This is a genomic window from Streptomyces sp. NPDC002564, from assembly GCF_042889645.1.
GTDB lineage: Bacteria > Actinomycetota > Actinomycetes > Streptomycetales > Streptomycetaceae > Streptomyces.
The window spans coordinates 70,187-83,831 of the sequence record NZ_JBIARE010000002.1; the positions used below are offsets into that span (position 1 = coordinate 70,187).

A 13,645-nucleotide genomic window follows, 5' to 3' on the forward strand; every position below is an offset into this window, starting at 1 on the left:
CTCAGGTGGCCTTCACTGCGTCTACCGGCGGTACTCAGCCCCGGGACTGTTGCTCGTCCCGGCCGTGCCGTCGCCCGTCCCTGCCGTCCGCGCGCCCGAGCAGGCAGAACATCAGGGCCCACATCGCGGCGAGGAGGCCGCAGACCGCCCACAGCACGCCGGTGAACGCGTCACGGTTGACGGCGCCGTCGGCCGAGCCGTCGGTCACGGTGAAGAACATGAGGGCGGTCAGCGCGGTGCCGAGAGCGATGCCCAGATGCATGGCGGTATTGAACAGACCCGAGGCGGAACCGGCGTTCTCGTGCGGGACGCGGGCCAGCGCCATGTCGGCGAGCGGGCCGCCGACCATGCCGAGGCCGAAGCCGATCAGCACCACCGGCACGGTCATCGCCGACAGGGTCAGGTCGGCCTGTCGGCCGCCGACCTGCAGACCGTACGCGGCCATCGAGGCGAGCGCGATGAGGGCTCCGGCCTGCGGCATCCGCCGGCCGAAGCGCCCGGCGCTCCTCGCCACGGTCGTCGCACCGGCCAGCTCGCCGAGAGCGAGCAGCACGAAGGCCACGGCCGCGTGGAACGGGCTCATCCCCAGGCCGCGCTGCAGATACAGCGTCCAGGTCATGAAGAACAGCCCGCACAGCACGCCCAGCAGCAGTTGCGCGGACAGCCCGCCGGAGAACGCCCGGCCCCGGAAGAGGGACAGCGCCACGAGCGGTGCGTCGCCCTGCCTGCGCTGCTGGTGGCGCAGGAAGACGCCGAGCACGAGGAGACCCGCGGTGAGCATGACGAAGCACCACAGCGGCCAGTGGTGGGTGTGGCCCTCGGTGAGCGGGAAGAGGATCAGCACGATGGCCAGTGCGGACAGCACCATGCCGGCCGGGTCGAGCCGGTCGGCCTTCCGCACGGTCGACTCGGGGACGAACCTGCGCCCCAGCACGAGCACGGCGAGGCCGACGGGCACGTTGATCAGGAAGATCGGCCGCCAGGACAGCCCGAACAGGTCGGCCTCGGTGAGCAGGCCTCCCAGGACCGGTCCCAGGACGTTGGCGAGCGAGAGGACCGCTCCGTAGAGCCCGAAGGCCCGGCTGCGGTTCTCGCCCTCGAAGGTGACGTGCAGGGTGGCCAGGACCTGCGGGATCATCAGGGCCACTCCGGCGCCCTGGAGCACGCGCGCGGCGATCAGCATGCCGGGGCCGGTCGCGAGGCCGCAGACCAGCGAGGCCGCGGTGAACACGACGGTGCCGGTCAGGAGGACCTTGCGTCGGCCGTGGAGGTCGCCGAGACGTCCGCCGGTGATCAGCCCGACGGCGACCATCAGCGAGTATCCGGCGCTCAGCCACTGCACCGCCGCGGGTCCGGCCCCGGTCGAGGACTGGATCGCGGGCAGGGCGGTGAGGACGACCGACTGGTCGAGGATGTCCATGAGCTCGGCGACCAGGAGGACCACGAGGGCGATCCGGGCGGCGAGGGCGGACTTCGGCGGTCGACCCGACGGGGAGTCAGCCGGGGTCTCGGTGGGTTCCGTGGGTTCGGTCGATGCGCCGGGTTCGGTGGGTGCGGTGCGTTCGGTGGGTGCGGCGGTGGGCTGCGGCTCGTCGTCGAGCGCGGGGGAGGTCACTGGTGGGACTCCTGATCCGAAGAGATCGGGGGAGCCCTGCCCTCAGCCGCGCAGGAGTCGACACACATCAAGCCCGGGGCAGACGGCAGAGCTGCACCCGGGAAGTGCCGTACGGCGGTGGGCGAACAACTCAGGCCAACGCGAATCCGCCCCCGGACACGTGCGAACACTCGACACGCCGGGGAACTGCGGACCGCTACCGGGCCTGGGGGATAAAAACACCTCGAAGATCGCCACAGAAGGAACAGGAAGCTCGGCGCCGACGCCGATGTCCTCGGCGCGGCACCACGTCCACGGTACGGCACCGTCGGTCGGCTCCGCAGCGGGCGGTGGACGAGCCGCGGTGTACGGACGGCATGCGGACGGTACGCACGCGGAGTGGGCGCGGTGTGCGGGACGGCCGCAGGCGGCGTGGGGCGCGATGTGCGGGACGGTCGCAGGCGTCGGCGCATACGGACCGTTCCCCGCCCACGCCCGTGGCACCTGCCTGCGACCGTCCGCGCCCCGGCGCCGTCGGCGCGGCACCAGGGCGTTCAAGGCCGCCCCTCCCTGCGGGTGGGGGAGGAGCGACTGTTGTGCTTCCCCCGGGTACCCCCTCACCACGTGACGTAGACCTCTGGCGCACCGTGCGGCGCGTGCGTCGCGGCGGGGAGCTAGGCCCGTCGGGCGGGCTGGTGCGCGTCGTCGGGGACGGTGGGGGTCGGCGCGCTGCTTCCGGTGTACGAGGGGAGGTCGGCCACCAGCTTGGTGAGGGCCGGGTCACCCGCGTAGCGCCGCGCGTGCAGGTCGGCGATCTTCTGGGCGATGTGGGGGTCGTCGCTGTCGGTGGTGTCGTAGGAGACGAAGGACTCCAGCAGCGGCAGGCCGATCCGGTCGGTGTGGGCGTGTGAGGGCGCCATCAGGTACTCCCAGTACCCGTCGAGGTCCTCGAGGAGGAAGACGGCGCCGTACTCGAACTCGCCGCCGATGTCCCTGCCGACGACGTACCGTGCGACGGCGTCGATCGACTCGCCCTGGTTGCGCAGGCTGGCGAGGGCTTCCTCGCGCTGTCGGGGGGTGGCCGTCGCCTTGAAGGTGAAGCGATTGTGGTGGTAGATCATTTCTCTCCCTTGACGGTCCGGGGACGGTGTTCGGGGTTCGTGGGCGGCCCTGACCAGTAGCCGAGCAGCGCGGTCACCGCCTGGTCGGCCAGGCGCAGGGCCCGGTCGAAGCCGACGTCCTCGATCGCCCCGATGCCCGCGAGGCCGTGCAGCGTGCCCCACAGCAGGTCGCTGGCGTCCTCGACGCCGGGACCGGGAAGATCGGCTGCGGTCTCGGCCGCCCACGCGCCGATGAGTCGCCTGGTGAAGGCGATCACGTCGCCGGCGGCGGCGCGGCGGGTGGCGGCGTCGACGTCCGTGCCGGGTGCGCCCGACATGAGTTGGTAGAGGACGGGGCGCGTCCGGGCGAATTCCAGGTAGGCGACGGCCGCCAAGTGCGGTCCCCGCGCGGCCGGTTGGCCGTCCACCGCCGCCCGCAGTCGCTCGGCGAGCTCCGCGTTGACCCGCTCCAGCAGCGTGTGCAGCAGGGCTTCTTTGCTCGGGAAGTGCTGGTAGATCACCGGCGCGCTGTAGCCGATCTCGGTGGCGATCCGCCGGATGGTCACCGCCCGCCAGCCCTCGGTCTCGGCCATCCGGCCCGCCGTCTCCAGGATCTCGGCGAACGTCCGCCGACGTACCTCTTCCCGCTTCCCCACCACAAACCCCTAACGCGGTTAGAAAATCTAACGGCGTTAGTATTTTGCGTGCGCCGCGACCTGTCAAGGGGTACGGCCAGAGGCGTCAGCGCGTCGGTGGGCCGCCGCCCGAGCAGATCAACGGCGCACCAGTTGACCCTGACGCAGGGGCAACCTCTCAGCATGGTTGGCATGACGACGAGAACCAATGCGATCGAGGTCGCCGGGCTGCGCAAGTCGTACGGCGACCACGAGGTGGTCGCCGGAGTCGGCCTGACCGTCCCCGCAGGCACCGTCTACGCCCTGCTCGGACCCAACGGGGCCGGCAAGACCACCACGGTCCGGATCCTGTCCACGTTGTTGCCCGCGGACGCCGGTGAGGCTCGGGTCGCCGGGTACGACATACGCCGTGAGGCAGACCAGGTGCGTGCGTCGATCGGGGTGACCGGGCAATTCTCCGCCGTGGACGCGCTATTGACCGGGCGGGAAAATCTGCGGCTGATGGCCGACCTCGGTCACCTCGGCCGGCGCCAGGCGGAGAGCGTGGTGGAGCACCTGTTGCAGCGGTTCCACCTGACTGATGCCGCCGACCGGCGCGCGGTGACGTACTCCGGCGGTATGAAGCGGCGGCTGGACTTGGCGATGACCCTGGTGGCCGGGCCGCGGCTGATCTTCCTCGACGAGCCGACCACCGGCCTCGACCCGCGCAGCCGCCGTGACCTGTGGGGCATCGTGGGCGAGCTGGTGGCCGACGGGGTCACCGTCTTCCTCACCACCCAGTACCTGGAGGAGGCCGACCACCTCGCCGACCGGATCGGTGTGCTCGACGGGGGCCGACTGGTCGCCGAGGGCACCGCGGCCGAGCTGAAGCGGCTGGTCCCCGGCGGTCATGTCGAGCTTCAGGCCGCCGACAGTGAACGGCTGGCCGAGTTGGCGCGCCAGTTCCCCGAGGCGAACCCGAACGCCGCGGCGCTCACCCTGACCCTGCCGCACGACGGCAGCCTCGCCACGCTGCGACGGCTGTTGGCCGGGATCGACGACGACGCGGTCACCGGGCTCGCCGTGCATACCGCGGACCTGGATGACGTGTTCCTGGCTCTCACCGACCACTCCACCGCCGGTGAGTCACCCGAGGAGGTGCCGGCATGAACAGCGCGACGTATGCCGTCCGCGATTCGGCGACCATGCTGCGCCGCAACCTGAAGCACATGGCCCGGTACCCGTCGCAGACGCTGATGCTGATCGGCCTGCCGCTGCTGTTCCTGCTGCTGTTCGTCTACGTCTTCGGCTCCACCATGGGCGCCGGTCTGCCCGGAGCCCCGGCGGGGGACCGCGGCGGCTACCTGACGTTCATCACTCCCGGGATCTTGGTGATGGCGGTGGCCAGCGTGTCCATCAGCACCGCGGTCTCGGTCGCCACCGATATGACAGGCGGGATCATCGACCGGTTCCGCACCATGGCCATCGCCAAGGTCTCGGTGCTCACCGGCCACGTGCTGGGCGCGATGATCCAGACTGCGCTGGCACTCGCAACGGTCTTCGGCGTGGCGTTCCTGCTCGGTCTGGAGACCGCCGCCTCGGCGATGCAGTGGTCGGGCCTGATCGGTCTGTTCGCGCTGCTGTCGTTCGCGATGACCTGGTTCGCCGTGGCGCTGGGGCTGGCCAGCCCGAACCCGGAGGCCGCGAGCAACTGGCCGATGATCTTCATACTGCTGACGTTCGTGGGCAGTGGGTTCGTGCCGGTCGAGTCGATGCCGACCGGGCTGCGGTGGTTCGCCGCGTACCAGCCGTTCACGCCGATCATGAACGCTTTCCGCGGTCTGCTGGCCGGATCGCCCGATGGTTCGGACGTGCTCCGGGCCATCGGCTGGTGTGTGGGGATCGGGCTGGTCGGCTACCTCTGGTCGCGGCGTCTCTACCGGACCCGGGCTGCGAACTAGGAGACTGCTCCGATGCTGACTATCGGCGAGCTGGCGTCGTGTGCCGGAGTGACGGTGCGCGCGGTGCGGCACTATCACGCCAAGGGGCTGCTGCCGGAGCCGGAGCGGGACCACTCCGGCTATCGGAGGTATGGCGCCGACGCCGTGGTCGAGTTGGTCAAGATCCGGACCCTTGCCGGGGCCGGGGTACCGCTGGCGCGCGTGCGGGAGTTGCTGCAGGCCGACGAGGAGGAGTTCGCCGCGGCGGTCGCAGATATCGACAAGCGGCTGCGGGCGGAGATCCGGGAGCGGCAGCGGCACCGCGAGCGGATCGCCCGCCTCGCCGCCGGGGACAGCCTGGCACTGCCCCAGGAGGTGGTCGAATACCTCGACCGGCTGCGGGAGCTCGGGGTCGACGAACGGATTGTCCAGGTCGAGCGCGACGGCTGGATCCCGCTGGCCGCGCGTTCACCCGAGCGAGTTCCGGAGTGGATGGCACGCAAGCGGGAGCAGATCGCCGACCCGCAGATCATCGACTTCTACCTCACCTTGAGCAGAGCTCTCGACCGCACGGACGACGACCTGCGGCTGGTCGAACTGGCCGACGAGCTGGCTGCCTACATCACGCGGATGGCCGACGAGCAGGGCGAGTTCTACATCGACGACACCGGCATCGAGCCACCGTTCGCCGAGTTGCTGGATACACATGTGTTCGACACTCTGCCGCCGGCCCGCCGGCTGATCGAGCTGCTGAAGAACCGAGGCTGGACCGGCTGGACCAAGCTTGAGCGCGTGAACTCAGCACGGGATACGGCCGGAACGCGGAAGGCAGACGCTGCGGTGCGGCGTTTCCAGGGCGAGTTGTGACCGCGGGCGGGGTACTGCTGGGCAGGGGCGCCGGCGACGGCCGGTCTGTCAGAGCGGTCGTCCGGTGGTGGCCGATGGCAAGGTCACCCCTGCGATCAAGTTCCCTATACTCTGATTCGTCAATACAGAGGAGATCGACGCGTCCGTAGCGGGCGATCGTCTTGGTCAGCAGCCTCTCGGAGCTCTCCACGACGCGTGGCGGTGTAGCCGCGGACCATCTGGTACGAGATCTCCGTCGCGGCATACTCGTCCAGCAGCCGGTCGAGGACCCGCTTGGCGGTGTGCCGCTGCTTCGGCGGTGCATCCGGATCTCTGCGGAGCATCTCGTCGATCAGCGGCTCGTAGGGATCCAGTCTGGTCAGGCGTGGGCCAGGTTCTTGCGGGGCTCGGGCCAGACCAGAACCACTGCTTTACGGACCGTCTGCCAGGTCACGCCGTACTTGCGCTGCAGAGCGCGCATCAACATGCCGGCGCGGTGGTCCCGGCGGGGGATCGCCGCGTACAAGTCGGCCTTGGATTTCGAGGGGCGCATCGGTGCCCCCAGCGGGAGCAGCACAGACATCGTCCCACCGCAACACAGCCCCAACTGCCATTAAATCTCGACGACATCGTCTTCGCCGACACGACGGTGCCATCCGCGCTCAACGACAAGCGACATCGTGACTCACCGACAGAGCATTTGGGCGAGGGAAGGGTCGTAGAGGTCGGGAACCTCCACGGACAGGTCCCGGGCGCGCAGCAGGGCGGCGAGTTCGGCGTAGTGAGCGGGCCGGTGCCAGGCTCCATGAAGAACGATCACGTCGGTCACTCATGCACGCCAGCGCCGACGGCACGGCCCCGGTGACTTGTCACGCTGCCTAGCTGGGAGCCGCGGCCAGGTACTGGTGGAACAGCTCCTGATCGAAGAGCAACCCGCGCAGCGTCCCCCTGAGTCGGGCATCGTTGACGGCGACCGTGGGGGTCCCAGGACCCCGCGGCTCCTTGTCGCCCCCGGCCTTCTCATAAGCGGTCTGCGAGGCGGCCACGAACCGTTCGTACTTCATCGTCCGCACGGCGGCGTCGAAGGTCTTGTTCCGGAGCCCCGGAATCTGGTCGGCGAGCTCCAGGAGGGAGGCCGTGGTGTATCCGCCCGCCATTTCGTTCTCGATCATGTTCTCGAAGAGCACGTCGTAGTACGCGGCGAACTTTCCCCGCTCCAGCGCGGCGCGCAGCGCGTTGACGGCCCGCTTCGAGCCATCGCCGCCCACGCGGTCGTCCCTGAAGGAGGCAAGGGTGTATTCGGTCCTGATCTTGTGGCGCAGCGTCATCTCGCGCAGCGCCCGAGCGCCGGTCGACTCGAATTCCTCGACCACTGGGCAGCGCGGGTCCGAGTACACCTGGACAGCTGTCGCCGCACCGGGGTCTCCCACCATGACCGTCGTGCCGTCGGCGGCCAGCTTCTCCGGCAGATCATCGACGTCCGCGTACGCGTGCTGCCGTGGCGAAGACGCGCTGCTGGCAGCCGCCTCGCCTTCTGTGTGCTCCGCCTTCGTCGCGCACCCCGCGACCATGAGCACCGAGCACGCGGCCGCTACGGCGACCCGTCCTCCTGCCGTCCCCATCTGACGATCCCCTCCCCTTGGAGCGCGCACACTAAGCGATCTCGGGCACGGATCGCACGCCCATATCGACTTCCGGCCACCTGCTCCGCCGACGACTCAACCGTCAACGCGAAATGGAGGGTGAGGTTCGGTGAGGTGCGAAGTCGCCGCGTAGATCCAGTCGAGGCCGTCATGTCCCGTGGTGTCGAGAAGGGGCATGCGGCTCAGGCCGGCACTGATGGCCACGCGCTGGGAGGCGATGTTGGCCGGTCGGATGCGGGCGATCAGCGGTAGGTGGGGAGCGTTCCGGGAGACCCAGCCAACCACTGCCGTCGCCGCCTCGGCGGCGAAGCCGTGGCCCCAGACGGCAGGGGTGAAGCGGTAGAAGAGATTGAGGGTTTCCGTACCGTGCAGCTCCGTCGGCTTGATTCGGCAGAATCCTATGTGACGGGGAGAATCACGTCGGCGGACGACCCAGTACCCGAATCCGTGACGCTGCCACTGTGCGTCCCATCGCCGATAGAGCGCTGCGGCCTCTTCAAGCCGGGTGAGGGCATCGGAGGGGTTGTGCCGACAGGTTTCCGGGTCACGGTGGATCGAGAGGATCGCGCCGATGTCGGCCTCGACCGGACGCTGCAGTGAGAGACGCTCGGTCTGTATCCGTCCACCCACCAGGTCCTGATCACGCATGTGAGGAGCGTATCCACGTGCGGAGGTGCCCCTGCCGGTGCCGCAGGAGGCCCCGGATCCTCGGATGGTGCTACGGGGTCCGTACGAGTTTCACCCTCGTCATGCCCGGTTGCCCGACGGCAGGGTTCCGGTGGTGTCCGTGACGACGGGCGTCCTTTGCGCGCACCCGCCGGGGCACTTCAGTCCGATGTCGTCGGCATGCGCGGTGGCGGACGGCCCCAGGACGAGTACGGTCGCGATGCTGCACAGCGCCATCAGTCCGAAGACAGGGCGGAGAAGGGTCTGCTTGGTCATGGAGTCCTCAACTCGTGTGCCGATGGATGGCCGATATCGCTTCGTCTGAGCTCTATCCGGGACAGAACTCAGGGGCCGCCCGTCTTCTTGAAGAAGGAGCTCAGCGTGTCCACTACCGCGTTGCGCCGCTTCGCGTGTGCCGCCCGGTCCGCGGGCACCAGGCGTTCCGCGGCCTGCGCGGCATGGACGTCGGGGTCGCCGAAGGCGGTCCGGGGGTCCGTTCCGGACTCCTCGCAGTGCGTGGTGACCTCCCCGACCGCCCGGAGCACCACCGCCCGGTCCACGCCCGGCTGCATGGCCAGCCGTACCTGAAAACGCGCCATCCACTTCTCGCGGTCCTTCGCCCGCGCCGCGTCCGTGGAGTCGTCCTTCTTCGCCACGTGCTCTCCCTGATGATCAGTCGCGGTCTGCCGTAAAGCGGGGAACACTACCAAGCCGGGCGTCGCAGGCCCCGCGGAGACGGCAGGACGGTGTGGTGGGTCAGGCGATGACGGGGACGGTCTCGGCGCGGTCGGTCGACCAGTTGGTGACGATCGGCTTGTCGACGTCGGCGGGCGAGGGGAGCTTGAGCTCGGCCGGGTTGGGATCGTCATTGGTGACGCTCACGATGACGCTCTCGAACTGGACGCCGCCGTCCGTGTTGGTGCTCTTGGGGCTGATACCGGTGTAGGCGACGGCGGATCCGCTGAGCTTGATGGGGTCTTCCCCGCCCTGCCCGACGGGAGAGGCGACACCGGCCGCGCCGGAGCCGAAGGACACGCTGGGCGTGTTGACGTCGAGGGAGCAGCTGACGCCGGACTTGGCCTTGGCGGCGACGAGGTAGTAGCCGCCCGCCTGGGACTCCTCGGTGAGGGTGAAGGTCAGGTCGTTGGTACCGCAGGCCTGTCCGTAGCCGTCCTTCTTGCCGGCGTTCTTGTCCTCGCCGGCCCCGGTGCCCGCCTTGCCCGTGGAGTCACCGGAGCCGGAGCCGGAGCCGGAGCCGTCGGAAGAGCCGTCCTTGGCGGAGCCACCACCCTTGCCGCTGCTCGCGGTTGGGCTCGTGGACGTGTCCGCGCTCGACGTGTCGTCGGGGCCGCACGCCGTGGCGGTGGCGGCGAGGGCCGATACGGCCACCGCGGCAAGGACGAGGCGGGCGGACCGGACGGCACGACGCGGACGCATGAGGATCTCCAGGGATGTCGGTGGCGGTGTGTCTTGCGGCACCGACGACACTAGGGCTGACCCGGTCTTGGAGTGATCTTCAGAATGTCCGCGTTCTGTATCGGCGTCGTCGGCGTCGTCGGCGTCATCCGTGCCGTCGGCGTCGTGGCCGGCGACGACGCTCCCGCGGCCGCCGGGAGGTCCACCGCACCCGTGGCCACTCGACCGGCACGTTCCGCGGGCGCCCCGCCCCGCGGCCTAGCGCGCGAGCTCGGCGCGGATCGTCTTCGTGGACGCGCCGAAGGTGACGCTCACGGTCCGGGACAGGTTCTGGACCATGGGCCAGCCGAAGCCGCCCGTGCCGCCCACCAGGTCGGGGGCCCGCTCCTGGGGCGGGCGTGGGTCCGCGTCGCGGACGGCGACCGCGATGCCGTCGGTCCAGGCCTCCAGCCGGAGGGAGCACAGGGCTCCGCGCGCGTGGCGCACCACGTTGGTGATGAGCTCGGAGACGACGAGTTCGATGGTCGCGGCGACCTGATCGTCGACCGCCGGGGTGAGTCCGGCGAGGTAGGCGCGGGTGACGTCCCGCGCCTCGGTGACCGATTCGGGCCGCTTGTCGAAGGTGGCCGTCTCCGGCCGAGCGGTCTCGAACGGTATGTGCTGTGTCCGCATCAGCCTCCTCCTTCATCGGGAGCTTCCTCGGGATGGCCGTACCGGGTGGTGGCCGTGTCGGGTGGTGGCCGTGCCGGGTGATGGCCGTACGAGGAGATCTCCTGCCCGAAAATGCCGGGTTCAACGCCTCCTGGCGGGGCTGATGTGCCGACTCACCGGTAACACGGCCGTGGCTGAGGGGAGTTGTGCGATCCGCGGACATGAAGTGATCACTTGCGGGTACCCGCGCTTGCACCGGCGCCCGGGAAGGGGCGGCGGCGGACGCGCGGAGACGGCCGACCAGGAGGGCAACATGGCGATGGTGAAGGGCACGCGGACCAGGACCGGGAGCGTGCGGCTGCCGGAGATCACGGCGCCGGAGGACATGGCTCCGCAGGACGCCCGGGACGTGTCGAAGGTGTTCTTCGCCCGGCTCGCCGCGCTGGAGGAGGGCACGGCCGAGCACCAGTACGCGCGCAACACCCTGATCGAGATGAACATGTCCCTGGTCCGCTACGCGGCCGGGCGCTTCCGGCACCGGTCGGACGAGATGGAGGACATCGTCCAGGTCGGCATGATCGGCCTGATCAAGGCGATCGACCGCTTCGAGCTGTCCCGCGACACGCAGTTCGCCACCTTCGCCGTGCCCTACATCGTCGGGGAGATCAAGCGCTTCTTCCGCGACACCTCCTGGGCCGTCCATGTCCCGCGCCGGCTGCAGGAGGCGCGGGTGGAGCTCGCCAAGGCCAAGGAGGAGCTCAGCACCCGGCTCGGCCGCGCCCCGCGGGTCGCGGAGCTGGCCGCCCTGATGGACCTCTCCGAGGACGAGGTCATCGAGGCCCAGGTCGCCTCCAACGGCTACAGCTCCACCTCCCTGGACGCCGCCGTGCACGGCGACCCCGACGAGAGCGAGTCGCCGCTGGTGGACTTCATCGGGGAGGAGGACCCGGCGCTGGAGCTCGTGGAGGACTTCCACGCCCTGGCCCCCCTGATCGCCGAGCTCTCCGAGCGCGACCGGCGGATCCTCCACCTGCGGTTCGTCGACGAGCTGACCCAGGCGCAGATCGGCGAGCGCCTCGGCGTCTCCCAGATGCACGTCTCGCGCCTGCTGGCCCGCACGCTGGAACGCCTGCGCGCGGGCATGCTCACCCCCGCGGGCTGACCCGCGGCCCGGGCCGCCGGGCCCCGGCGCTCAGCCGCGCCCCCGCCAGTCCAGGCACACGATCATGGCGTCGTCGTCGGGGCCTGCGGGCCCGCGGTAGCCGGCCAGCTCCTGCAGCACCGCGCCCGGCACCTGAGACGGCGGCACCAGGCGGGTGCTGTTCATCGCGCGCGCGAAGGCGTGCTCGATGTACCGCTCGCCCGTCGGCGAGGCCGCGTCGTAGACGCCGTCGCTCGCGAACAGGAGCCGGTCGCCGGGCAGCACCCGGAAGTGCTCGGAGCGGTAGAGCGTGTCCTCGCCCATGCCCAGCGGGAGCTGCGCGTCCAGCTCCAGCTGCTCGATCCTGCCCTCGCGCAGCCGCCACACCCGCGGCGAGCCCGCGTCGATGACCTCCACCGCCCCGGTGTCGAGGTCGAAGTCCAGCAGCAGCGTCGAGAGGTACAGGGCGCCCTGGTGGTGTCCGTAGACGGCCTGGTCGGCCAGGTAGGCCTGGTCCGCCAGGGAGAGGCCCGCGCGGCGGGCGTTGCGCAGCGCGTTGACGGCGAGGTTGGTGAGCAGGGAGGCCTCGATGCCCTCGCCCATGCCGTTGGTCACGGTGAGGGTCAGCCGGTCCGCGGACGTGGACCAGTCGAAGTTGTCGCCGTAGATGGCGTACGCCGGTTCGAGCTGCGCGCCGATGTCGTACTCGGGGCGGGAGCAGGACCGCCCGGGCAGCAGTTGCCACTGCATCTCGGCGGCGAGCGTGAGGCGGTCGGCCCGCCGGGCCTGGAGGTAGAGATCGGTGTCCCGCTCGGCCACGACGATCTCGTGCCCGAGCACCTCGGCGACCTCGGCGAGTTCACGGACGGTGCTCCGGTGGGCCGCGTCGGCGGGCAGGCGCACCGTCAGGATGCCGAGGCGGTTGCCGCGCACGCTGACCGGGAGGTGCAGGGTGACGCACCTCTCGTCGTCGATGTCCTCGGCGAACGGCTCCTGGCTCGCGAAGGCGCGTCCCGGCGCGCCGCTGTGCACCGGCACGGGGGAACCGGTGTGCGGGAGTGTGCTGATCGGTTGGAGTATGGTCGTCGCGTAATCGGCCATCAGCAGGTCGACGGAGCGGGCTGTGTAGTGGACGGCGAGTGCGTCCCGTACTGCTTCGAGAAGAGCGTGCGGTGCGGAGCCGCGCAGGGCACGCTCCACAGCCGTGAATCTGTCCACCTGTCGAGTACCACCTGTTCCTGTTCGGGACGCCAGTGCGAGAAGGAGCCGTCGGCCTGCCATGCCTCAGCGACTGACAGGGCCATTGCGAAGTGTCACAGTTGAGGGCATGGATTACGAAGCATCCGGCGGGGGCGACCGGGATGCGGCCGCGCACTCTGCGCGAGAAGTCATCGAACTCCTCGAAGTGCTGTGGGGCAGAGGCAGGGACCTCGCGTCGACGGCGCCGGTGTCGTCGTCGCAGCTGCGCGTGCTGTTCGCGCTGGACGGCGCCCAGGGGATCAATCTGCGCACGCTCGGGGAGTACCTGGGCTCGGCGCCGTCATCGGTGAGTCGTATGTGTGACCGCCTTCATGCCCTGGGCTTCATCGAGCGGTCCCTCAGTTCAGCCAGTCGCCGCGAGCTCGAACTGCGCTTGTCGAGCCGGGGAGAAAATTACCTCAACGAACTGCGGGCCCGCCGGGAAAGGGCGCTGCTCGACGCCATCTCCGCGATGCGGCCCGCCGAGCGCGCGGCCCTGGTGACCGGGCTGAGCGGTTTCCACCGGGCGGTGGAGGGCGTCGCGCCCCGCCCGCGGCCCGCGAGCGGCCGAGCGGTGGAATCGGCCTGAGACACGGCGCGACCCGGCCGCACCAGAGGTGCGCCGGTGGACCTTCGGACGCGCGGGTTTACTTCCGGCCCATCCAGGTACATGCAGACGGTCGTGAAGATCCGGCCGTGCTCCGCTGCGGGCGAACTGCGGGGCAGGGCCGGTGAAACGGTCGAGTGGAGGATGCAACGATGCTGGTGAGCGGCGTGATTGACGCTACGTGACAC

The 13,645-nt window shown here is 70.0% G+C and carries 16 protein-coding genes and 1 pseudogene; 5 read left to right on the plus strand and 12 right to left on the minus strand.

The genetic code is table 11. The annotated features are described in order from the left end of the window. Nucleotides 1-34: 34 nt before the first annotated feature. From ACFYXE_RS07150 to ACFYXE_RS07160, 3 genes are all read right to left on the minus strand, one after another. A complete protein-coding gene (locus ACFYXE_RS07150) occupies nt 35-1,615 on the minus strand; it encodes an MFS transporter (RefSeq protein WP_389309800.1) in 1,581 nt (526 codons plus the stop codon). Between the two features lie 653 nt (nt 1,616-2,268). Beyond that, nucleotides 2,269-2,715, minus strand: coding sequence for a Dabb family protein (locus ACFYXE_RS07155; protein WP_389309802.1), 447 nt, complete (start codon nt 2,713-2,715; stop codon nt 2,269-2,271). Continuing rightward, nucleotides 2,712-3,350, minus strand: a complete 639-nt coding sequence (locus ACFYXE_RS07160; protein ID WP_389309805.1) for a TetR/AcrR family transcriptional regulator — start codon at nt 3,348-3,350, stop codon at nt 2,712-2,714. The genes ACFYXE_RS07155 and ACFYXE_RS07160 overlap by 4 nt, the downstream gene beginning before the upstream one ends. Before the next feature lie 171 nt (nt 3,351-3,521). Between ACFYXE_RS07160 and ACFYXE_RS07165 the strand changes: the two genes are divergently transcribed. From ACFYXE_RS07165 to ACFYXE_RS07175, 3 genes are read left to right on the plus strand one after another with little or no spacing between them, the layout of a single operon-like run. Next, nucleotides 3,522-4,478, plus strand: coding sequence for an ATP-binding cassette domain-containing protein (locus ACFYXE_RS07165; RefSeq protein WP_389309808.1), 957 nt, complete (start codon nt 3,522-3,524; stop codon nt 4,476-4,478). Next, nucleotides 4,475-5,269, plus strand: a complete 795-nt coding sequence (locus ACFYXE_RS07170; protein WP_389309811.1) for an ABC transporter permease — start codon at nt 4,475-4,477, stop codon at nt 5,267-5,269. Before ACFYXE_RS07165 ends, ACFYXE_RS07170 begins: the two co-directional genes overlap by 4 nt. A 12-nt stretch (nt 5,270-5,281) precedes the next feature. After that, nucleotides 5,282-6,115 carry a MerR family transcriptional regulator gene (locus tag ACFYXE_RS07175; protein WP_389309814.1) on the plus strand — a complete coding sequence of 278 codons (834 nt, stop codon included), beginning with the start codon at nt 5,282-5,284 and terminating at the stop codon, nt 6,113-6,115. Nucleotides 6,116-6,200: 85 nt separating this feature from the next. On the opposite strand, the pseudogene ACFYXE_RS07180 reads toward ACFYXE_RS07175, so the two are convergent. The 8 genes and pseudogenes from ACFYXE_RS07180 to ACFYXE_RS07215 form a co-directional block, all read right to left on the minus strand. After that, nucleotides 6,201-6,293, minus strand: a pseudogene (locus ACFYXE_RS07180) (AAA family ATPase); the annotation flags it as partial. A gap of 486 nt (nt 6,294-6,779) precedes the next feature. Next, nucleotides 6,780-6,914 (minus strand): hypothetical protein, encoded by a 135-nt coding sequence (locus ACFYXE_RS07185; RefSeq protein ID WP_389309817.1) that lies wholly within the window; start codon nt 6,912-6,914, stop codon nt 6,780-6,782. A 58-nt stretch (nt 6,915-6,972) separates the two neighbouring features. Continuing rightward, nucleotides 6,973-7,716: a DsbA family protein gene (locus tag ACFYXE_RS07190; RefSeq protein ID WP_389309820.1), complete on the minus strand. Its 744-nt coding sequence runs from the start codon at nt 7,714-7,716 to the stop codon at nt 6,973-6,975. A gap of 96 nt (nt 7,717-7,812) precedes the next feature. Continuing rightward, a complete protein-coding gene (locus ACFYXE_RS07195) occupies nt 7,813-8,385 on the minus strand; it encodes a GNAT family N-acetyltransferase (protein ID WP_389309823.1) in 573 nt (190 codons plus the stop codon). A gap of 99 nt (nt 8,386-8,484) precedes the next feature. After that, nucleotides 8,485-8,679, minus strand: coding sequence for a hypothetical protein (locus ACFYXE_RS07200; RefSeq protein WP_389309825.1), 195 nt, complete (start codon nt 8,677-8,679; stop codon nt 8,485-8,487). Between the two features lie 68 nt (nt 8,680-8,747). Further along, nucleotides 8,748-9,059, minus strand: a complete 312-nt coding sequence (locus tag ACFYXE_RS07205) for a hypothetical protein (protein ID WP_389309828.1) — start codon at nt 9,057-9,059, stop codon at nt 8,748-8,750. A 100-nt stretch (nt 9,060-9,159) separates the two neighbouring features. Then, on the minus strand, nt 9,160-9,840 hold the full coding sequence (locus tag ACFYXE_RS07210; protein WP_389309830.1) for a hypothetical protein: 681 nt from the start codon (nt 9,838-9,840) through the stop codon (nt 9,160-9,162). Between the two features lie 237 nt (nt 9,841-10,077). Further along, complete coding sequence (locus tag ACFYXE_RS07215; RefSeq protein WP_361174412.1) at nt 10,078-10,491, minus strand: ATP-binding protein; 414 nt, start codon at nt 10,489-10,491, stop codon at nt 10,078-10,080. Nucleotides 10,492-10,789: 298 nt separating this feature from the next. On the opposite strand from ACFYXE_RS07215, the gene ACFYXE_RS07220 reads away from it, so the two are divergent. Beyond that, the gene (locus ACFYXE_RS07220; RefSeq protein ID WP_389311357.1) at nt 10,790-11,632 is read left to right on the plus strand and encodes an RNA polymerase sigma factor SigF; all 843 of its coding nucleotides are present in this window, start codon (nt 10,790-10,792) and stop codon (nt 11,630-11,632) included. Between the two features lie 30 nt (nt 11,633-11,662). Here ACFYXE_RS07220 and ACFYXE_RS07225 read toward each other — a convergent pair whose 3' ends face one another. Further along, entirely contained in the window at nt 11,663-12,829 is a 1,167-nt protein-coding gene (locus ACFYXE_RS07225; protein ID WP_389309833.1) for a PP2C family protein-serine/threonine phosphatase, read from the minus strand. A 109-nt stretch (nt 12,830-12,938) separates the two neighbouring features. Between ACFYXE_RS07225 and ACFYXE_RS07230 the strand changes: the two genes are divergently transcribed. Then, the gene (locus ACFYXE_RS07230) at nt 12,939-13,439 is read left to right on the plus strand and encodes a MarR family winged helix-turn-helix transcriptional regulator (protein WP_389309836.1); all 501 of its coding nucleotides are present in this window, start codon (nt 12,939-12,941) and stop codon (nt 13,437-13,439) included. Nucleotides 13,440-13,645: the final 206 nt, after the last annotated feature.

Excerpts from the sequence above, each read along its gene's own strand:
- ACFYXE_RS07155 (WP_389309802.1), bottom strand. The coding sequence starts at position 2,715 with ATGATCTACCACCACAATCGCTTCACCTTCAAGGCGACGGCCACCCCC.
- ACFYXE_RS07165 (WP_389309808.1), top strand. The coding sequence starts at position 3,522 with ATGACGACGAGAACCAATGCGATCGAGGTCGCCGGGCTGCGCAAGTCG.
- ACFYXE_RS07170 (WP_389309811.1), top strand. The coding sequence starts at position 4,475 with ATGAACAGCGCGACGTATGCCGTCCGCGATTCGGCGACCATGCTGCGC.
- ACFYXE_RS07175 (WP_389309814.1), top strand. The coding sequence starts at position 5,282 with ATGCTGACTATCGGCGAGCTGGCGTCGTGTGCCGGAGTGACGGTGCGC.
- ACFYXE_RS07190 (WP_389309820.1), bottom strand. The coding sequence starts at position 7,716 with ATGGGGACGGCAGGAGGACGGGTCGCCGTAGCGGCCGCGTGCTCGGTG.
- ACFYXE_RS07195 (WP_389309823.1), bottom strand. The coding sequence starts at position 8,385 with ATGCGTGATCAGGACCTGGTGGGTGGACGGATACAGACCGAGCGTCTC.
- ACFYXE_RS07200 (WP_389309825.1), bottom strand. The coding sequence starts at position 8,679 with ATGACCAAGCAGACCCTTCTCCGCCCTGTCTTCGGACTGATGGCGCTG.
- ACFYXE_RS07210 (WP_389309830.1), bottom strand. The coding sequence starts at position 9,840 with ATGCGTCCGCGTCGTGCCGTCCGGTCCGCCCGCCTCGTCCTTGCCGCG.
- ACFYXE_RS07215 (WP_361174412.1), bottom strand. The coding sequence starts at position 10,491 with ATGCGGACACAGCACATACCGTTCGAGACCGCTCGGCCGGAGACGGCC.
- ACFYXE_RS07220 (WP_389311357.1), top strand. The coding sequence starts at position 10,790 with ATGGTGAAGGGCACGCGGACCAGGACCGGGAGCGTGCGGCTGCCGGAG.
- ACFYXE_RS07230 (WP_389309836.1), top strand. The coding sequence starts at position 12,939 with ATGGATTACGAAGCATCCGGCGGGGGCGACCGGGATGCGGCCGCGCAC.